Annotated in this window: 17 protein-coding genes and 3 pseudogenes; 10 read left to right on the forward strand and 10 right to left on the reverse strand. The window is 45.3% G+C overall.

The genetic code is table 11. The features are described 5' to 3' along the window. Positions 1-309: 309 nt before the first annotated feature. Together mdh and AC0L66_RS03330 are read left to right on the forward strand one after the other, a co-directional pair. Positions 310-1,248 (forward strand): annotated as a pseudogene (gene mdh, locus AC0L66_RS03325) (malate dehydrogenase). Between the two features lie 120 nt (positions 1,249-1,368). Further along, positions 1,369-1,560, forward strand: coding sequence for a hypothetical protein (locus AC0L66_RS03330; protein ID WP_265676247.1), 192 nt, complete (start codon positions 1,369-1,371; stop codon positions 1,558-1,560). 91 nt (positions 1,561-1,651) lie between these two features. On the opposite strand, the gene ispB is transcribed toward AC0L66_RS03330, so the two are convergent. After that, complete coding sequence (gene ispB, locus AC0L66_RS03335; RefSeq protein WP_265676246.1) at positions 1,652-2,623, reverse strand: octaprenyl diphosphate synthase; 972 nt, start codon at positions 2,621-2,623, stop codon at positions 1,652-1,654. Positions 2,624-2,896: 273 nt separating this feature from the next. Between ispB and rplU the strand changes: the two genes are divergently transcribed. From rplU to folA, 6 genes are all read left to right on the forward strand, one after another. Further along, positions 2,897-3,208 carry a 50S ribosomal protein L21 gene (rplU, locus tag AC0L66_RS03340; protein WP_005437376.1) on the forward strand — a complete coding sequence of 104 codons (312 nt, stop codon included), beginning with the start codon at positions 2,897-2,899 and terminating at the stop codon, positions 3,206-3,208. Between the two features lie 20 nt (positions 3,209-3,228). Beyond that, positions 3,229-3,483, forward strand: coding sequence for a 50S ribosomal protein L27 (gene rpmA / locus AC0L66_RS03345; RefSeq protein WP_250617468.1), 255 nt, complete (start codon positions 3,229-3,231; stop codon positions 3,481-3,483). 288 nt (positions 3,484-3,771) lie between these two features. Continuing rightward, positions 3,772-4,944, forward strand: a complete 1,173-nt coding sequence (cgtA, locus tag AC0L66_RS03350; RefSeq protein ID WP_250617469.1) for an Obg family GTPase CgtA — start codon at positions 3,772-3,774, stop codon at positions 4,942-4,944. Between the two features lie 131 nt (positions 4,945-5,075). After that, positions 5,076-5,843, forward strand: a complete 768-nt coding sequence (locus AC0L66_RS03355; RefSeq protein WP_265676245.1) for a threonine/serine exporter family protein — start codon at positions 5,076-5,078, stop codon at positions 5,841-5,843. A gap of 5 nt (positions 5,844-5,848) precedes the next feature. Continuing rightward, a complete protein-coding gene (locus AC0L66_RS03360) occupies positions 5,849-6,322 on the forward strand; it encodes a threonine/serine exporter family protein (RefSeq protein WP_390902950.1) in 474 nt (157 codons plus the stop codon). Between the two features lie 52 nt (positions 6,323-6,374). Continuing rightward, positions 6,375-6,857: a type 3 dihydrofolate reductase gene (folA, locus tag AC0L66_RS03365; RefSeq protein WP_265676243.1), complete on the forward strand. Its 483-nt coding sequence runs from the start codon at positions 6,375-6,377 to the stop codon at positions 6,855-6,857. Between the two features lie 115 nt (positions 6,858-6,972). On the opposite strand, the gene AC0L66_RS03370 is transcribed toward folA, so the two are convergent. The 6 genes and pseudogenes from AC0L66_RS03370 to lptD form a co-directional block, all read right to left on the reverse strand. Next, positions 6,973-7,776: a symmetrical bis(5'-nucleosyl)-tetraphosphatase gene (locus AC0L66_RS03370; protein ID WP_473568382.1), complete on the reverse strand. Its 804-nt coding sequence runs from the start codon at positions 7,774-7,776 to the stop codon at positions 6,973-6,975. 143 nt (positions 7,777-7,919) lie between these two features. Further along, positions 7,920-8,300: a Co2+/Mg2+ efflux protein ApaG gene (apaG, locus tag AC0L66_RS03375; RefSeq protein WP_265676240.1), complete on the reverse strand. Its 381-nt coding sequence runs from the start codon at positions 8,298-8,300 to the stop codon at positions 7,920-7,922. Positions 8,301-8,359: 59 nt separating this feature from the next. Further along, positions 8,360-9,166, reverse strand: coding sequence for a 16S rRNA (adenine(1518)-N(6)/adenine(1519)-N(6))-dimethyltransferase RsmA (rsmA, locus tag AC0L66_RS03380; RefSeq protein WP_265676239.1), 807 nt, complete (start codon positions 9,164-9,166; stop codon positions 8,360-8,362). After that, positions 9,163-10,155: a 4-hydroxythreonine-4-phosphate dehydrogenase PdxA gene (gene pdxA / locus AC0L66_RS03385; RefSeq protein WP_473569181.1), complete on the reverse strand. Its 993-nt coding sequence runs from the start codon at positions 10,153-10,155 to the stop codon at positions 9,163-9,165. Before pdxA ends, rsmA begins: the two co-directional genes overlap by 4 nt. A gap of 25 nt (positions 10,156-10,180) precedes the next feature. Further along, positions 10,181-11,485 (reverse strand): peptidylprolyl isomerase SurA, encoded by a 1,305-nt coding sequence (gene surA, locus AC0L66_RS03390; RefSeq protein ID WP_265676237.1) that lies wholly within the window; start codon positions 11,483-11,485, stop codon positions 10,181-10,183. 94 nt (positions 11,486-11,579) lie between these two features. Beyond that, a pseudogene (lptD, locus tag AC0L66_RS03395) lies at positions 11,580-13,911 on the reverse strand (LPS assembly protein LptD). Positions 13,912-14,064: 153 nt separating this feature from the next. On the opposite strand from lptD, the pseudogene djlA reads away from it, so the two are divergent. Both djlA and AC0L66_RS03405 read left to right on the forward strand, forming a co-directional pair. Continuing rightward, positions 14,065-14,912, forward strand: a pseudogene (gene djlA, locus AC0L66_RS03400) (co-chaperone DjlA). Then, the gene (locus AC0L66_RS03405; protein ID WP_279348314.1) at positions 14,912-15,454 is read left to right on the forward strand and encodes a DUF924 family protein; all 543 of its coding nucleotides are present in this window, start codon (positions 14,912-14,914) and stop codon (positions 15,452-15,454) included. Before djlA ends, AC0L66_RS03405 begins: the two are co-directional and overlap by 1 nt. Positions 15,455-15,496: 42 nt before the next feature. Here the strand turns inward: AC0L66_RS03405 and AC0L66_RS03410 are convergent, their stop codons facing one another. From AC0L66_RS03410 to leuC, 3 genes are all read right to left on the reverse strand, one after another. Beyond that, on the reverse strand, positions 15,497-16,231 hold the full coding sequence (locus tag AC0L66_RS03410; protein ID WP_473568384.1) for a DUF547 domain-containing protein: 735 nt from the start codon (positions 16,229-16,231) through the stop codon (positions 15,497-15,499). A gap of 250 nt (positions 16,232-16,481) precedes the next feature. Then, the gene (leuD, locus tag AC0L66_RS03415; RefSeq protein ID WP_265676233.1) at positions 16,482-17,084 is read right to left on the reverse strand and encodes a 3-isopropylmalate dehydratase small subunit; all 603 of its coding nucleotides are present in this window, start codon (positions 17,082-17,084) and stop codon (positions 16,482-16,484) included. 10 nt (positions 17,085-17,094) lie between these two features. Further along, positions 17,095-18,501 carry a 3-isopropylmalate dehydratase large subunit gene (leuC, locus tag AC0L66_RS03420; RefSeq protein ID WP_473568385.1) on the reverse strand — a complete coding sequence of 469 codons (1,407 nt, stop codon included), beginning with the start codon at positions 18,499-18,501 and terminating at the stop codon, positions 17,095-17,097. Positions 18,502-18,523: the final 22 nt, after the last annotated feature.

An 18,523-nucleotide genomic window follows, 5' to 3' on the forward strand; every position in this document is an offset into this window, starting at 1 on the left:
GCAGTGATCCGTCTATTGTTGCACAGAACCCGTTTGTTGACCAAATAATCCATAGTTTATGTCGACAGTATCACTATTATTTATAGCTAAATAAAGTGCTATAACTCCATAAAAACCAAGAAAAAAGAAGGTTATTATTCGAGGGATATCGTGCTAATTTAGTAGCACGTATTTGGTGAGGTGCGCGACCTCGCAAAGCTGAGGTTAATTGATTGTAATCGATTAGTGAATATTATAGATTTTCTTTAACTGATGAAAAATTACCCTACAAAACTATTAATAAGAGAACCTCTCTCAAGGAGAACGCCCATGAAAGTAGCTGTCATTGGTGCCGCAGGTGGCATCGGTCAAGCTTTAGCCCTTCTATTGAAAAACCGCCTTCCTGCTGGTTCAGATTTAGCCCTTTACGACATTGCACCAGTCACTCCGGGCGTTGCTGCTGACTTAAGTCACATCCCGACTCCTGTCTCTATCAAAGGTTATGCTGGAGAAGACCCAACGCTGCGGCGTTAGAAGGTGCGGACGTTGTGTTAATTTCTGCTGGTGTGGCTCGCAAGCCAGGCATGGATCGTTCGGATCTGTTTAATGTAAATGCTGGGATCGTCAAGTCTTTGGCGGAGCGTATTGCGGCAGTATGTCCAGAAGCGTGTATCGGGATTATCACGAATCCAGTGAATACAACGGTACCTATTGCAGCAGAAGTGCTGAAAAAAGCTAAGCGTTTATAATAAGCGTAAGCTGTTTGGTATTACGACATTGGATGTTATCCGCTCTGAAACGTTTGTTGCGGGCTTAAAAGATAAAGATCCAGGCGACGTTCGTGTTCCTGTTATTGGTGGTCACTCTGGTGTGACAATTCTTCCTTTGCTATCTCAAGTAGAAGGTGTGGAATTCACCGCTGAAGAAGTAGAAGCGTTGACCAAACGTATCCAAAATGCCGGTACTGAAGTTGTAGAAGCGAAAGCGGGTGGTGGTTCGGCAACGTTGTCTATGGGACAAGCGGCTTGTCGATTCGGTCTCGCGCTGGTGAAAGGCCTACAAGGTGAAGAGAATGTCATTGAATGCGCTTATGTTGAAGGTGAGGGTGAGCATGCTCCATTCTTTGCACAGCCTGTGAAGTTAGGTAAAGATGGCGCGGAAGCCATCCTAAGCTACGGCGAATTGAGTGACTACGAGAAAGCGGCCCTTGACGGCATGCTAGAAACGTTGAATAAAGATATTGAACTTGGTATCGAATTCGCTAAATAGGCATTCTTGCTGTACCACGCGTAATTAAGACTAAAACCGATCTTTTTAAGATCGGTTTTTTGATCTATACCCTATCTATATCGGTATGTAGAGATACGATGATAAAGAAGGAGTAGGGGTATGGATATTAAAGATGTGAGTCAAGGGATGTGGGTAGAGTCTCAGCATGGGGTGGGTAAAGTGTTAGTGATTGATGAGGTGTCAGGGTCTGTACTGGTGGCACCATCAGGCAGTGAACTGCAATGGGCATTGTCCATTGATGAGATTGATGAGAATCTGCAACTTCATAATGGCTGCGACCAATACTACTAAATCACCATTCGATGATTGAAAGAGCGAAAAAGAGACAATGTGGAATTATCTCTTTTTCGCTCTTTCATTTTTAATTGTCTCAGGAGGCATTTTAAGCGCTTCGTTTTACCGCCATATAGGCCAAGGCAACAAGGGCGTCTTTGTAAACACTTTCAGGGAGGACATTCAGCTCAGCAATCGCTTTGTCAGCTTCTTTATAAGCCTGTTCTTCGGTATAGGTTAACGAACCAACGCGCTTCATTGTTGCAAGAATGGCGTCAATCTTGTCAATACCATTTGATTGCTCGATGGCCTCTCTAATCATCGCTGTTTCTTCAGGCTCACCGTGTTGCATGGCGTGAATCAGTGGCAGTGTTGGTTTGCCTTCTGCAAGGTCATCGCCGACGTTTTTACCCATATCATCACCCGATGAGGTGTAATCCATCACATCGTCGATAAGCTGGAATGCCGTGCCTAAGTATTTACCATAGTTTTGAAGGGCAGTTTCTACCTCTGGTTCTGCGTCATTGAGGATAGCGCCAACTTGCGTGGCCGCTTCAAAAAGGCGAGCGGTTTTTGAATAGATAACTTGCATGTAGCTGGCTTCAGTGGTGTCAGGATCGTTACAGTTGATTAATTGCTGTACTTCACCTTCGGCGATAACGTTTACCGCATCACTCATTAATTCAAGAATTCGTAGTGATCCTAGGCCTGTCATCATTTGGAACGAGCGGGTGTAAATGTAATCACCGACTAAGACACTGGCCGCATTGCCAAAGGCGGCATTTGCGGTGGCTTTACCACGGCGCATATCTGACTCATCAACGACATCGTCATGAAGCAGAGTAGCGGTGTGAATAAACTCTATAAAAGCGGCTGCCGTCGTGTGAGCTTTCCCGTCATAGCCTAGGGCTTTTGCTGACAATATAGCCAAAAGTGGTCTGATGCGTTTCCCACCACTGTTGACAATGTAGAAGCCCAATTGATTGATAAGGCTGACCTCAGAGTTCAATTGTGCCTGAATCGTTTCGTTCACTTTTACCATGTCACTAGCAGTTAGTGATTGGATAGCTTTAAAATCCATTACGTACCCGGTTGAGCATAGAGCCTATAAGGCTTAGTCGATCATTATAATTTGGTGAATAATACACTAAAAAACGTTGATTAATACATGCTTAAAAGGCATTATTGCCGCACTTTTCTTTGGCGATTAGCTTTTCGCCAAAATTTTTAAAATATGGCTTGTCATAGGTTAATGGTTCGCGTAGAATCTGCGCCCTATTGATGATTAGTTTAGCGCACACCCTCATTGTTCAAATAACAATCAAAAGGCTGTGCGGAAAAAGCGGAGTAAAATATGTACGCTGTTTTCCAATCTGGTGGCAAACAACACCGAGTAAGCGAAGGTCAAACCCTTCGTTTAGAGAAATTAGACGTTGAAACTGGCGCAACTGTAGAATTTGATAAAGTTCTTCTTGTTGCTAACGGCGAAGAGATCCAAGTTGGCGCTCCTCTAGTTGAGGGCGGCAAAGTCGTTGCTGAAGTAGTACAACACGGTCGTGGCGATAAAGTTAAAATCGTTAAGTTCCGTCGTCGTAAGCACTCACGTAAGCAACAAGGTCACCGTCAGTGGTTCACAGAAGTGAAAATCACTGGTATCAACGCTTAATCGATTAGGAGAGTTTAACAATGGCACACAAAAAAGCTGGTGGTTCTACTCGTAACGGCCGCGATTCAGAAAGCAAACGCCTAGGTGTTAAGCGTTTTGGTGGTGAAGCTGTTCTTGCAGGTAACATCATCGTTCGTCAACGTGGTACTAAGTTCCACGCTGGCACAAACGTTGGCATCGGTAAAGACCACACTCTTTTCGCTCTTACTGAAGGTAAAGTGAAATTTGAAGTTAAAGGTCCTAAAAACCGTAAGTTTGTAAGCATCGAAGGTTAATAATTGGCCTAGTGCTCAATTATTAAATTAGCTTTCTAGCTGAATTCAAAAGCCCTGCCGATTCGGCAGGGTTTTTTATTTATAAGCAGTCGATAGAGACAAAGTTCTACTTACTCGAATTCGCATAGGTTAAGTGGGGAATCGTCTCTGTCATCTGCTAAAATGTAGTGATAATTGTTTTAGCCTAGAAGATGGGTTTATTCGTAGTTCGTTGACGTAATATTGAGTCGCGCAGAATGCACATCAAGTCTCTAGGATATACACGCGAAGAAGTAGTCGGAGTAAGAGATGAAGTTCGTAGATGAAGCGGTAGTAAAAGTCCAAGCTGGTGACGGCGGTAGCGGCGTTGTGAGTTTTTGGCGTGAAAAATTTGTGGCTAAAGGTGGCCCTGACGGTGGTGATGGCGGCGATGGTGGCGACATTTACATCGAAGCAGATGAAAACCTTAACACATTGATTGATTACCGTTTTCAGCGTTTTTATGATGCGGAACGTGGTCAAAATGGTCGCGGTGGAAACTGTACTGGTAAACGCGGTAAAGATAAAGTAATGAAAGTGCCAGTAGGTACTCGCGCCGTTGATATTCATACCAATGAAATCGTTGCTGAAGTTGCCGAACATGGCAAAAAAGTGATGGTAGCAAAAGGGGGTTGGCATGGTCTTGGCAACACTCGTTTCAAATCTTCAGTTAACCGAGCACCCCGTCAAAAGACACTGGGTACTAAAGGTGAATTACGCGAGCTAAGACTAGAGCTTTTGTTGCTGGCTGACGTGGGTATGCTAGGTCTACCTAACGCAGGTAAATCGACGTTTATTCGTGCGGTGTCAGCAGCCAAGCCTAAAGTGGCAGATTACCCATTTACGACACTAATCCCAAGCTTGGGCATGGTGAGTGTTGTTCCTGAGAAAAGTTTTGTTGTTGCCGATATTCCTGGTCTTATTGAAGGTGCAGCAGATGGTGCAGGCTTAGGTATTCGCTTCTTGAAGCACCTAGAGCGCTGCCGAGTGCTGTTGCATGTGATTGATATCATGCCTATCGATCAGTCTAGCCCTATTGAAAATGCGCTAACCATCATTGATGAGCTTGAGCAATACAGTGAAAAACTAGCGGGTAAGCCTCGTTGGTTAGTATTCAATAAGGTCGATCTAATGTCTGAGGAAGAAGCGGACGAGATCATCCAAGAAGTGATTGATGCACTAGGTTGGGAAGATGATCACTTTAAGATTTCAGCAGTGAACAAGCAAGGTACCAAAGAACTGTGCTATAAGCTGGCTGACTTTATGGAGACATTACCTCGAGCTCAGGAAGAGATTTCTGAAGAAGAGAAAGTTGACTTCATGTGGGATGATTACCACAAAGATGCGATTGCTGGTAAAGACGTTGTGACCGAAGATGGTGATGACTTCGATGATTGGGACGATGAAGAAGATGATGGACACGTCATCTATGTTCGTGACTAATCGCGATTCGCAAGATAGTTAAATAAGGCCGCAATATTATATTGCGGCTTTTTTGTACCTAAATCATTTTTACTCAACCTAATATAAGGCAAACTGACGAACCCAAATTATTGTGCATGCTGGAAGGAACCATGGCATCAAAACAAAGAAACGTATCAAGACTGATCGCTCAAGCAGGTCAAATGCTGTTAGCTCACGGTGCAGAGAGCACATTGGTCGGCCATATCACCCATCGTATAGGCATTGCAGCGGGCATGGATGAAGTTGAAGTCTCACTGTCGGCAAGTTCTTTAGTTGTGACAACCGTTTATCAACAGCATTGCGTGACGACGGCGCGCAGGAGCCCGGATAAAGGGCTCAACATGCGTGTTGTCACACAAGTTCAGCGAATTTGTATCATGATGGAGAAAGGTATTCTCGATTATGAGTTGGCGCAAAAGAAACTCAATGCTATTAGCCCCGAGCGCTATAATCGTTGGTTAGTCGTGATCATGATTGGCTTGTCGTGCGCGGCATTTAGTCGCCTTGCAGGTGGGGATTGGTCGGTATTTATGATGACATTTTTAGCTTCATCCATAGGTATGATTGTGAGACAGGAAGTCGGCCATCGCCACTTCAATCCGTTACTTAACTTCGCTGTCACGGCTTTTGTTACCACGTTAATATCCGCTCAAGCGGTGATCTATAGTATTGGTGCTCAGCCTCAATTAGTGATGGCTTCTTCGGTATTGATGCTCGTCCCGGGTTTCCCGCTCATCAACGCCGTTGCCGATATGATTAAAGGTTACATCAATATGGGCATCGCTCGCTTTGTGATGGCCAGTTTATTAACCCTCGCAACCTGTTTAGGGATTGTTGGTGCAATGAGCGTCACGAACGTATTAGGATGGGTGCAATAATGGCTATGCCGGGGTTCGATCTTATATTCGCGTTACTCAATGATATGTTTTTTGCAGCCATCCCTGCCGTGGGTTTTGCTTTAGTATTTAATGTGCCTCAGAATGCTTTAGCTTACTGTGCAGTAGGAGGTGCGATAGGACATGGCAGTCGTTTTATTATGCTGCATTATGGCGTGCCCATTGAGTGGGCATCGTTTTTTGCGGCCACGATTGTCGGCTGTATTGGTGTCCATTGGTCGCATAAATTTTTAGCACACCCTAAAGTATTTACGGTTGCAGCACTGATCCCCATGGTTCCCGGTGTGTTTGCCTTTAAAGCGATGATAGCTATGGTAGAGATCAACCATTTGGGTTTTACGCCGGATCTATTAGCGACCTTGATGGAGAACTTCCTTAAAGCGATGTTTATTATCGCTGGGCTTGCTATTGGCTTAGCCATGCCGGGGCTGTTATTCTACCGTCGTCGTCCCGTCGTTTAAGCCTTGAGCGCTTAAGTGTGATTTGTCTCAGTCGTATATAGGAACAATAACAATGATCATCAGTATGATAGCCGCCATGGCCAGTAATCGTATTATTGGTAAAGACAACCAAATGCCTTGGCATCTTCCTGCCGATTTTATGTGGTTTAAAAAATGCACCATGGGTAAACCTGTCATTATGGGCAGAAAAACCTATGATTCGATTGGACGAGCGCTACCGGGAAGACGCAATATTGTTGTGACCAGAGATGAGACGCTGATCATTGATGGTGTAGATACGGTGACATCATTGGATGCCGCATTAGCATTAGTGCATGAAGAGGCGGAAGTGATGATCATTGGTGGTGGGGCGTTTTACCGTCATTGTTTACCAATGGCCAATAAGTTGTACTTAACGTTCATCGACGCCACTATAGAGGGGGATACACAGTTCCCTGAGTGGGGAAGTGAGTGGCGTGAAACCTACCGCGAAGCGTTTACTGCCGATGAAAAAAACCGATACGATATGAGTTTTGTGATACTTGAAAATCAGTAGGCAGATTGTCTATAGATTGAGTCCATAGGTTGTTAAGTCGTTCCGACCTATGGGCTGATTCTTTCGCCGTTGCACACGCTAAGCGAAAGAGCCTCTAGGATGAGCTCTTCGAGTGCTAAAGCGCTGCTTGGGAGAATAATTGTTTATCTTCCCAGCGAATCATAGTAAGCGTTCCTCCCCATACGCAGCCAGTATCTAGCCCAATCACTTCGTCATTCATATAACCACCTAACGCTGCCCAATGACCAAATAAAACGGTTTTTTGCAACGGGATTCGCTGTGGAACTTGGAACCAGGGTAGCAATTGATCGTCCTTTATCTCCTCTGGAGGAAGCTTACATGCCATGTCAAGGCGCCCATCAGGGAAACAAAATCTCATTCGAGTAAAGGCATTAATCGTGTATCGCCAGCGATCTATCCCGATTAAATCTGAGTGCCATTTGTCTGGCTGATTGCTATACATATCGGCAACTAACTGCTGCCAACGGTCTGAGGATAACTCGACCTCAACCTCGTGGGCACATGTTCTTGCGGTAGATAGTGACCAGTCTGGTGAAATGCCTGCGTGGCAGACAACAAACTCATCATGCTCAAGAAGCAATGGCTGTTGGCGAAGCCACTCTAATAATTCAATGCGATCGTCTGCGTCGAGGATGGGGAGTGTTTTATCTTTCGCTTTGGCTCGATGAACACCTAAAGAGACCGCAAGGAGATGAAGGTCATGATTCCCTAGACAGATCTTGGCAGCTTTTCCTAATCCCTTTAGAAACCGAAGGGTTTCTAAAGACTTATTTCCTCTGGCGACGAGATCGCCCGCAACCCAGAGTCTATCGACACTGGCATTAAACTCGGCCGATGTAAGCAATAGCTTAAGCTCATCAAAGCAGCCTTGAATGTCACCGATAATATAATTGGCCAAACTGTACCTATAATGTTGGGAGATTAAAAGGGTATGGTTAGTCGTGTAGTTAGAGTTAAAGTTAGAGTTAAAGTTAGAGTTAGAACAACGCCATGCTACACGAGATAAAGCGTGAGGTGAATTTATGCGGCTAGTATATAGTTTTAATTGAGAATATTTGGCACGGCAAGGCGAAAGGGTTCAATTTCCGCGTTGAACGCTGTTCCCTTTCCATCAATCATGACGTAGTGACCTTGCATGACTCCTACCGGGGTTTCTATTGCGGTACCACTACTGTATGTGTATTCGTCATTGCCCTCAATTATCGGTTGTTGCCCAACAACGCCATCACCTTCAATACTCATTTGTTTACCATTTGCATCGGTGATTAACCAGCGGCGACTAAGTAACTGGATTGTCTCTTTGCTAAGATTTTTAATGGTGATGATGTAAGCAAAGACAAAGCGTTGATTATCGGGATCAGACTGCTCTGCAATGTATTTGGTATGTACTTGGCATTTAACACAAGGGGAAGAAGTATCCATGTCTCTCTCCTTTGCTTAAAAAAAACGCCCAACATTATAAATGTTAGGCGCAGCGTTCATTATTTGTGGTTGTCTTCTAGCCAGTTGGCCATGGCAACAAATTGCTCCAGAGTGAGGTTTTCTGGGCGCATGCCTGGGTTAACCCCAAGCTCTTCGAGTATTTCAGTAGACAGAAGAGACTTGTAGCAATTTCGAACTGTCTTTCTGCGTTGGTTGAAGCCATCACGGCATACACGCTCTAACCACTTAATGTTTTTGGCTGGGTGCGGTAACACTTCATAAGGCATTAAGCGCACAACGGCTGAGTCCACTTTTGGTGGTGGAACAAACGCCGTTGGTGGCACTTCTAGTACAGGGACGACTTTACAGTAATATTGTGCCATAACCGTTAAGCGACCATAGGCTTTACTGCCTGGACCTGCTGCTAAGCGGTTGACCACTTCTTTTTGCAACATGAAGTGCATGTCTTGAATATCTTTATGAAATTCAAATAGGTGGAACATCAGTGGTGTTGAGATATTGTATGGTAGGTTACCAAAAATACGCAGCTTGTTATTCGGCTTCACCAGTTGAGTGAAATCGAAGCGCATAGCATCGCCTTCGTGGATGGTCAGCTTATCTGCCAAATCTGGGTGGTTACGTAGGCGTTCAGCCAGGTCACGGTCTAATTCGATAACCGTCAGTTTATCCACTTCTTTACCGACTGGCTCAGTGATCGCACCAAGGCCTGGACCAATCTCAACAAGGTTTTGACCTGGTCTTGGATTGATAGACGATACGATACCATCGATGATGTACGGATCGTTAAGGAAGTTTTGACCAAAACGTTTTCTCGCTTTGTGCCCTAAGTGGACATCATTTCTCATTGTCTGCTCTCTACTAAATCTATCGCGTATGCTAATGCTGTCTCAAAGCTGCCAAAATCTGCAAGGCCAGTGCCTGCAAGATCTAAAGCAGTGCCATGATCAACCGATGTCCTTATAAAGGGTAGACCAAGTGTGATATTTACTGAACGACCAAAGCCTTTGTATTTTAATACAGGAAGCACTTGGTCGTGATACATACCTAAAACAGCGTCTGCATCGCGCAGGTATTTGTCATTGAAAATCGTATCGGCAGGTAGTGGGCCGATAAGGTTATAACCTTTTTCCCTGCGAAGGGTGTCTAGCGTTGGAGTAATCGTTTCGATTTCCTCCGAACCTAGGACTCCATCTTCTCCCGCGTGGGGGTTGAGTCCACACACATAAATGGTTGGATGATCAATGCCAAATTTACTGACGAGGTCGTGGTGCAGGATCTCAATGATACTTGCAACGCGCTCTTTGGTTATTGCGGCAGAGACGGCTGTCAAAGGCAAATGGGTCGTTACTAACGCAGTACGTAGGCCTTCGGTAGCCAGCATCATTACAACGAGCGGTGTATTTGACACTTCAGCAAAGAACTCTGTATGGCCGCTGAAGCTGACACCAGCACGGTTGATCACCCCTTTATGCACAGGGTAGGTGACAATAGCATCAAACTCGCCATTCATACAGCCTTTTGCTGCTTTTTCTAGCGTATTTAATACGTACTGACCGTTAGACTCATCGAGCTTTCCCGCTTGTGCTGGGGAGCTTAATGGTTCATGCAGGATAACGAGAGTACCAACCTGATGCTTCTCCTGACATGCCTTATCGTAATCGATGAGCGATAAATCCGTATTAAGCTGTTTTGCTCGCTCGGCTATCAGAGACTTATCGGCGCAGACCACGATCTGATAAGGCCATTCGCGTTGGGATAGGGCGACAACCAGATCGGGGCCAATACCAGCAGGCTCTCCCGCGGTGATGAGGATTCGTTTTGTTTTTCTTAACATAGAATCGGCTTGCTCAGTGGCTTGATTAGTTGCTGTCATCATCTGTGTCTTCATCTTTGATCATTTCAACAAACGCGCTAGCGCGGATTTCTTGCATCCATGCGGAAGCTTCTTCGTTGAACTTACGGTTAAACAAAATGCGATAAGCACGGTTTTGCATCGCAGAACCCGTTTTATCGACATCACGTCGGTCTAAGACTTCGACGATATGCCAACCGTGAACGGTTTTAAATGGAGCACTGATTTGACCGATAGGCAATGTTTCTACCTGGTGTTTAAATTCAGGCACATACAGTTCAGGGGTTTGGTAACCAAGTTCGCCGCCTTGAGCGGCAGAGCCAGGATCGGCGCTGTATTGCTCGGCAAGTTCTGCGAAGGTAGCATCACCGTTTTGAATTTTTTGAATGTAGCTGTTGAGGGCACGCTTAACGCCTTCATCGCTCAAAATGACGGTTGGTTTTATTAGAATATGACGCGCGTTCACTTCAGTGACCGAAACGGTTTCTAGGCCTTTAACGTCTTCAATCTTCAGGATATGGAACCCTACACCACTGCGGAATGGACCAATAATGCTACCTTTAGTTTGCATTTTGATTTGGTCAGCAAAAATAGTGGGCATTTCTTCTTTTCGCATCCAACCCCAATCACCGCCCTCTAGGGCTTTGGGACCTTTTGAGTAGGTGTAAGCCATGGTGGCAAAGTCTTCACCATCTTTAAGCTTGGCGACGATATCTTTTGCCTGCTTCTCAACGTCACTTTTGTCTTCACCCTCTTTGAAACGTAATTGAATATGGCGAATGTTATAGGTGACGGTGGCATTGCTTTCTTGTGCAAGTAGCTCTGCGAGGTTGTCGACTTCTGCTGGTAGGATGTTAATACGCTGTCTAACCATAGCGTTGCGCGCTTCACTAGCGGCAATTTCGTCACGAATTTGCTCACGAAATGATTCCCAACCCAAGCCTTCCTCTGCGACAGTTTGGCGAAGCTGAGCCACGCTTTGTTGGTTGTTTTTTGCAATGTCCTTTAACGTTTCTTCAAGGCGATTATCATCGATTCGAACCCCAATTCTTTCCGCTTCTTGAAGCTGCAGCTTTTCTAAAATTAACTTATCGAGGATTTGCTCTTGAATGATGTCTTGTGATGGCAACTCTTGGTTGTTTTTTTTCGCATTGGCAAACAGAGTCTTTGTGGCTGACTCAATGTCGCTTTGTAAAATAACGCCATCGTTAACCACGATGCGTACTCTATCTAGTTCAACCGGTGCCGCAAGCGCGTGCAGTGCGACGGTCGCGCATAATAAGGTAGAGAGAATTTTGCTAATAAATTTCATCGATATTCCTAGTGTAAACTTCTCCAACTAAGAGTTGGAGAAGCGTATAAAGTTCCTAACATGACGTCTTTCCGTGAGACGGATCGTAAGGGAATTAATCATTGAGTATAAAAGGTCGGCCATATTTAAGTGCGTTACCGTTTGGTGGCTCAGGTGCTTTTGAGCTGCCACCTAGGCCTGTAATACCAAAGCTAAAGCGCACATTGTCTTCAAAGTTCGCAGCACCAATCCCTACAATACCAGACTCCCAGCTTCTTAATTGACGGCTGTAATCCACACCGAGATACCAACAATCAGAGTGATATTCGAGTTTTGCTAGCCATTCTACCGAGACTTTTTCGGTCATGTCATAGTAATACTGTCCAGTAGCAAGCCAGCGTTGATTGATTTGATACCCACCCATAAAACCGACTTGATTGATGCCATTTCGGGTCAGTTTTTCTAACTCATCGGTGGTGTAGCTGTTGACGCTTTCAATGTACTCTTTGGTGACGTAGCGATAGTTGGCCTGAATAAAATCATCATTAACGCGATATTCAATGGCACTGTTTGCGAGGGCAACCGTTGACGAGTCTATGTCGTACTGTATGCCACCGTGGTAAAAGACACGGTCGTTGTAATTAAAGTCCGTTTCTACCGCCCAAGATGAATAGCTAGACTTGGCATCTGAGTTAGGTGAATTGGGGTTCTTATTGGTTGCATCTAGGTAGTAGATTTGTCCAAATGAGAGCGCTAGACGCTCTTTTTGTCCACCATCGTAAAAGCGCGACGTGGCTCCATAACTAATTTGATTAGCAGCAGCGATTTTGTCGACGCCGCTAAATCGACGGCTGCGAAACAGGCCGTAGTAATCTGTTTGGAGTAACGTGGTGTCGTAGTTATAGATGTCGGTTTGATCGACTTCTGGTACATAAAGGTACTGTATCTGGGGCTCAAGTGTTTGGGTATAGCCTTCCACAAATGCGGTGTCACGTTCTAATACGACATTGGCATGAGTTCTGAATTCAGGTAAGGAACGCGTAACGTTTTCTTTTAATCCCAGCAGATCACTGTTGCTGCTGGTATCAAGTCCTTCAATATCTTGTTGATATTGAGTCAGCATATAGCGTGCTTCAGTCGTCCAAGTACCCCAAGTCGTTGATAAGGGTAAAGTCAAACCCGGCTCGACGTGAACTCGAGTCGCAGAGGGCTTGTTTTTGTCCTCAGTTTCAAAACGAGACACATGACTGACAAGGTCAAAATTAATTGTTTTATATACTTCAGGGCGATAATAGTTAAATTCGAACTGCGGCATCAGTTGATAAGGCTTAGTATCATCAACTAATATTTGGAAGTCTTGCACGGTCAGAGCTGCATCCCAGAACTCTTCACGGTAAGCAACCGTGCCGCGTTGAGACAATTGGCCTTCTGAGCGGCTACCAATACTGGAGTCGAGGTCTTGAAAGTAATCATTATCACTGACTTGTGAGTAGTCGAGGTCTAACTTCCAGTGTGAGCCAAAGTTACTGATGTTCTTATACTGAACGGCCCAGCGGTCGCCTCTTTCTGGGTATTTACTATCACTGGCAAGGTACTCTGAGCGAAGATCTCCGGTGCTAGTATCGGTTAAGTAGCGAAAATCGGCTTTTAATTGCAAGCCACGAGTTTGCATGTAGTGGAATGTAGTCAACAAGTCGTAGTTGGGAGATAAATTCCAATACACGGGAACTTGCAGCTCTAAACCATTTTTTGAGCCTAGAGACAGCGAAGGAAAGAGGACGCCCGTTTTTCGCTTGTCACTCGTCGGCATACTCATATAGGGCATGTAAAAAATGGGCACATCCTTGACTTCGACTCGGCTGCCATAGAGCGTTGCCACTTCGTTGTCTTGATCCACTTTTATGTCGTCAGCGAGAAATCGCCAAGAGTTATCATCTTCTGGGCAGGTCGTGATGGAACCGTCTTCGATTTGATACATCGACTTGCTAGGTTTTAGACACATAAACGGCGTCACCACGACCGCCACCACAGAGCATTTTGTAGCTGGTGTTCTCGGCGGTAATTTCATCTTTATTAAGATTGTTGGTGATTTTGTCAGAGACGGTTTTTAGCTGTCCGTCATTTAAAGTGACATTGCCTTCTGCAACCACGACGTTCTCATCTTGGTGCAGCGTTACTTGATCCGCGGTGATGGTTTTATTGCCTTGAGTGACAACCACATCCCCTTTATAGGTCGCGCGCTGACCATTGATCGCCTCTAATGAGTCGGCTTCAATATTGATTGGCTCTTGATTGGAATCAGAACTTTGTGCAGTATCAACAGAGCACTGGTCTGTTGGAGGCATAGTTTGCCCATTATTTTTCGATGTATCTTCGGCGTGTGCGTAGGACGCGAGCAGCGCAGCAGCGACAGAAGCCGCTAGATATGAGCGTGAATAACGTGACATCGAGTTGTACTATCCTGTTTAACTTGATTCATTCTATTGAAAACGATTGATATTGAATCGTATATAAGACGGTTCCTATCATAAAGGAAATTGACCTTACAGACACTAGTAGACTGCGAATCAACGCAAAAATTCATAGATAGAGAGCACATTATACAAATGATAGGAAAAATTTTAGGTGTATTCTTTGGCATACTCTTCGGCGGGCCTCTTGGTGCCTTGTTTGGATTGTTCCTTGGGCACCAGTTTGATAAAGCAAGGCGCTTGAACCGTGCTGGGTTCAATCGCAGTGGGTTTGGTGGAGTTAATCAGGAAGAGCGCCAGCAAGAATTTTTAAATTCTGCTTATGCAGTCATGGGGCATGTGGCCAAAGCAAAAGGCCAAGTGACTCAAGAAGAGATTCAGCTTGCAACCATTATGATGGATCGCATGAACCTTAATAGTGAGCAAAAAAAGCAGGCTCAGAATGCATTTAGACTAGGAAAAGAGGCGGATTTTCCCTTAGAGCGCACACTTGACAAGGTGAGAATCTCTTCTGGTGGCCGTCATGACCTGTTGCAGTTTTTTTAGAGCTGCAGATTTCCGCCGCCTTTGCGGATGGCAGCATCCACCCAACTGAGCGTGATGTGTTGCATCGTATCGCACAGGGGTTAGGTTTTTCTGCGGAACAGTTAGAGCAACGACTGCGTATGCAAGAAGCGGCATTTCGATTCCAACATGGTGGATTTGAAGGGGGTCAATATCAAGGCGGTCAAGGTGGCAGTTGGCAGCAGGCGAGCAGCGCGTCTCAATTATCAGATGCCTATAATGTTCTAGGGGTTGATGAATCGGCGGATGCAAAAACACTTAAGCGTGCGCATCGTAAATTGATGAACGAGCACCATCCTGACAAGTTGATGGCGAAAGGTTTACCGCCAGAAATGATGAATGTAGCAAAAGAAAAGTCTCAGGAAATTCAAAAAGCCTATGACTTAATCAAAAAGGTAAAAGGATTTAAATAATGATGGAATACAAGGATGTATTAACATTTTGGTTCGATGAATTGACGCCGAGTGATTGGTTTTCTGGCGGGGCGTCGATTGATGCGGTTATTGCTAAGCGATTTACTCAATTACATGCTGCTGCCGCTGCTGGTGAATTGTCTTCATGGAGAGAGTGCGCGCAAGGGCGCTTGGCTGAAGTGATCGTGCTGGATCAGTTTTCTCGAAACCTGTATCGCGATCAAGTGGGTGCGTTTTCTTGCGATCCCATGGCTCTTGTTTTAGCGCAAGAGTGTATTGCGCTTAAGTTAGATGCCGCGCTCAGTACACAAGAGCGTACCTTTTTATATATGCCATTCATGCACAGTGAATCAATAGTGATTCACGAGCGCGCAGTTAAATTATTTACCCAAAATGGTGTTGAATCTACCCTTGATTTTGAACAGCGCCACCAAGCCATTATTGCGCGTTTTGGGCGCTACCCACATCGAAATGACATTTTAGGACGCCTGTCTACACAGGAAGAAATCGAGTTTTTAACGCAACCTGGGTCGAGCTTTTAGCTCGGCGGTTGTTTCTCCCTATGCAAATAACGCTAGTTTGCGTTATTTTGAATTCAATGCCCAGTCATAATCGTAGTCAAGTTTCCCTTTGAACTGAGCGACTTCTGGACGGTATTGGCTGATATGTGCCATCACCCCACCTTGCGCAGAAAAATCTTCGGCAAACCACTCGTAGATGGAAGACAGAGTCGCTTTGTCTCCCTGTATGTTAATGCCTTTGCTGCTATTTATGTATGTTGCCGCTGCTTGATCGAGTAGCGCATTGCTGTTTTGCGCGTTAAAGGCTTGAGTCTGCAAATTAGGGCAGCCTAGACTGGCACAATTTACCGCGTAGTGTGTGCGTGGGTCGTTCCAAATTGGTCGCAAGATCCGGTGTTCAATATCATTCAGTGTCAGTGTTTGACCTGCGATGGTAATGACATCATCTCCCCAAGGACCAAAGCTAAATAGCCCACCAAGTTTGGTGATGGATTTTACTGGATAACGGTCAAGAATAAGGTCTACAGTGATCGCGTTATAAAGGTTTACCCAGTAAGCATACTGCTCTGCTTGATTCAGTGTTCTTGGATCGATACTGGCAAGTTGTTCTAGATAACGCTTTAAGTTTTGCTTGTCATCGCTAGACACGCGTACGTAGCGAACTAAAGTATTCTCGCCCTCAGTCACAAGATAGCGGTCAAGAAACTGTTGCCAAGGCTGATGAGAAATCACCTGGGCATTGGACTCGTCACTTATATTCCAGAAATCCCAAAGTTCGGATTTTGGGGCGGCCAACACGTTGGTCGCCAGGAAAAGAGGCAATAAATGAGAATAGTCGAAACATAATGAACATCCGTATTGATAGTGGCTGGTTTAAAAGACCTTTGCCAGCGTGATAAACTTTCATCCTGAAATAATTATTGTCATGGATGGCAGGAAAGCAAGCCACGGCTTCGTGTACTTAAAAGCGAAATAAGCGTCGGTGATAGATGTAAAAATCCCGGCTAACGAGCCGGGATTGATGCCAAATCAATGCTGATTGAAAAGCTTATTTTAAAAAGCTTGGAATTTGCGCTTCATAAGCGGCTATCTTATCGGCGTGTTGCAGTGTCAAACCAATATTATCCAAACCGTTTAGCAAACAGTGGCGACGGAATTCATCAATTTCAAATGAATATGTTTTACCATTTGCTGATACCGTCATTGACTCTAAATCGACGGTAATGTCCGCCCCTTCATTGTCAGCAACAAAGTGAAACAGTTCATCGACTTCTTGCTCAGTTAGGCGAACGGGTACCATTTGGTTGTTGATGGAGTTACCGTAAAAAATATCGGCAAAGCTTGGGGCGATCATCACTTGGATACCATAGTCTGCCAATGCCCAAGGAGCGTGCTCTCGTGAAGAGCCACAGCCAAAATTTTCACGCGCGAGCAAAATGCTAGCGCCTTGATAACGTGGTGCATTCATGATGAATTCTGGGTTAGGTTGCTGACCAGCGTCATCCAGGAAGCGCCAGTCATTGAACAGGTGCTGACCAAAACCAGTACGGGTGACTTTTTGCAAAAATTGCTTAGGAATAATCGCATCAGTGTCGATATTAGCGATATCTAAAGGGACGACTAACCCTGTGTGTTGTTTAAATCCTGACATGTGTTATTCCTTATGAGTCCAATTCTCTGATATCAACAAAATGGCCAGCAATAGCGGCGGCTGCAGCCATCGCAGGGCTGACTAAGTGAGTACGGCCATCACGGCCTTGGCGACCTTCGAAGTTACGGTTACTGGTAGACGCGCAGCGCTCTTGAGGACCCAATCGGTCATTGTTCATCGCTAAACACATAGAGCAGCCAGGTAGACGCCACTCAAATCCAGCTTCTTTAAAGATAACATCTAAGCCTTCTGCTTCTGCTTGTGCTTTCACCTGTTCAGAGCCTGGAACAATTAATGCTTGTACGTGGGACGCAACGCTGCGACCTTTCGCAACAGCGGCGGCGGCGCGCATGTCTTCGATGCGAGAGTTAGTACAAGAGCCGACAAAGACTTTATCGACGTTATAATCGGTTAGGGATTTACCCGCTTCAAGTCCCATATACGCTAATGCTTTTTCCGCAGACATTTTCTCTACTGGGTCTGCAAAGCTTTCTGGTGCTGGAATGGGTTGATCTACTGCGATCACTTGACCCGGATTGGTACCCCATGTGACTTGAGGCTTAATGTCGGCACCATTGAGTGTCACAACTGCATCAAACGTCGCATCAGCATCGGTTTTAAATGTGTTCCAATACTCAACGGCTGCATCCCAGTCGCTGCCTTGCGGGGCAAACTTACGACCTTTGATGTATTCAAATGTCGTTTCGTCTGGGGCAATGAGACCCGCTTTTGCACCGAGTTCAATGGCCATATTACACACGGTCATTCGACCTTCCATAGAAAGGTCGGTGATGGCTTCACCACAAAATTCGACCACATAGCCAGTGCCGCAGCAGCGGCGAGTGGTTTTACCGATAATAGCCAGCACAATATCTTTGGCCGTCACGCCAGGCGCGACTTTGCCTTTTACTTCAATCTTCATGGTTTTCGCACGAGACTGTTTTAGAGTTTGAGTTGCTAATACGTGCTCAACTTCAGACGTGCCAATACCGAATGCTAATGAGCCAAAAGCGCCATGTGTTGCGGTGTGAGAATCACCACAAACAATGGTCATCGCCGGAAGAGTGATGCCAAGTTCAGGGCCCATTACATGCACAATACCTTGGTATTTATGATTAAGGTCATACAGTGTGACACCAAACTCTTCACAGTTTTTTGATAGTGTTTCCATTTGGATACGAGCCATCTCACCTGATGCGTTAATGTCTTTCGTCGTAGTGGAGACGTTATGATCCATGGTGGCGAAGGTTTTATTGACTTGGCGAACTGGGCGACCTTTCTCGCGCAAGCCATCAAAAGCTTGTGGAGAGGTCACTTCATGGACTAGGTGACGATCAATATAAAGAATTGGGTTTTCACCTTCGGCTTCTACGGCGACGTGCGCATCATAGACTTTTTCATACAGTGTTTTCGACATTGCTAATTCCTTGCTGTTGGGT

The organism is Vibrio sp. GJ43-1, from assembly GCF_055808835.1.

Excerpts from the sequence above, each read along its gene's own strand:
- AC0L66_RS03330 (WP_265676247.1), top strand. The coding sequence starts at position 1,369 with ATGGATATTAAAGATGTGAGTCAAGGGATGTGGGTAGAGTCTCAGCAT.
- ispB (WP_265676246.1), bottom strand. The coding sequence starts at position 2,623 with ATGGATTTTAAAGCTATCCAATCACTAACTGCTAGTGACATGGTAAAA.
- rplU (WP_005437376.1), top strand. The coding sequence starts at position 2,897 with ATGTACGCTGTTTTCCAATCTGGTGGCAAACAACACCGAGTAAGCGAA.
- rpmA (WP_250617468.1), top strand. The coding sequence starts at position 3,229 with ATGGCACACAAAAAAGCTGGTGGTTCTACTCGTAACGGCCGCGATTCA.
- cgtA (WP_250617469.1), top strand. The coding sequence starts at position 3,772 with ATGAAGTTCGTAGATGAAGCGGTAGTAAAAGTCCAAGCTGGTGACGGC.
- AC0L66_RS03355 (WP_265676245.1), top strand. The coding sequence starts at position 5,076 with ATGGCATCAAAACAAAGAAACGTATCAAGACTGATCGCTCAAGCAGGT.
- AC0L66_RS03360 (WP_390902950.1), top strand. The coding sequence starts at position 5,849 with ATGCCGGGGTTCGATCTTATATTCGCGTTACTCAATGATATGTTTTTT.
- folA (WP_265676243.1), top strand. The coding sequence starts at position 6,375 with ATGATCATCAGTATGATAGCCGCCATGGCCAGTAATCGTATTATTGGT.
- apaG (WP_265676240.1), bottom strand. The coding sequence starts at position 8,300 with ATGGATACTTCTTCCCCTTGTGTTAAATGCCAAGTACATACCAAATAC.
- rsmA (WP_265676239.1), bottom strand. The coding sequence starts at position 9,166 with ATGAGAAATGATGTCCACTTAGGGCACAAAGCGAGAAAACGTTTTGGT.
- pdxA (WP_473569181.1), bottom strand. The coding sequence starts at position 10,155 with ATGTTAAGAAAAACAAAACGAATCCTCATCACCGCGGGAGAGCCTGCT.
- surA (WP_265676237.1), bottom strand. The coding sequence starts at position 11,485 with ATGAAATTTATTAGCAAAATTCTCTCTACCTTATTATGCGCGACCGTC.
- AC0L66_RS03405 (WP_279348314.1), top strand. The coding sequence starts at position 14,912 with ATGATGGAATACAAGGATGTATTAACATTTTGGTTCGATGAATTGACG.
- leuD (WP_265676233.1), bottom strand. The coding sequence starts at position 17,084 with ATGTCAGGATTTAAACAACACACAGGGTTAGTCGTCCCTTTAGATATC.
- leuC (WP_473568385.1), bottom strand. The coding sequence starts at position 18,501 with ATGTCGAAAACACTGTATGAAAAAGTCTATGATGCGCACGTCGCCGTA.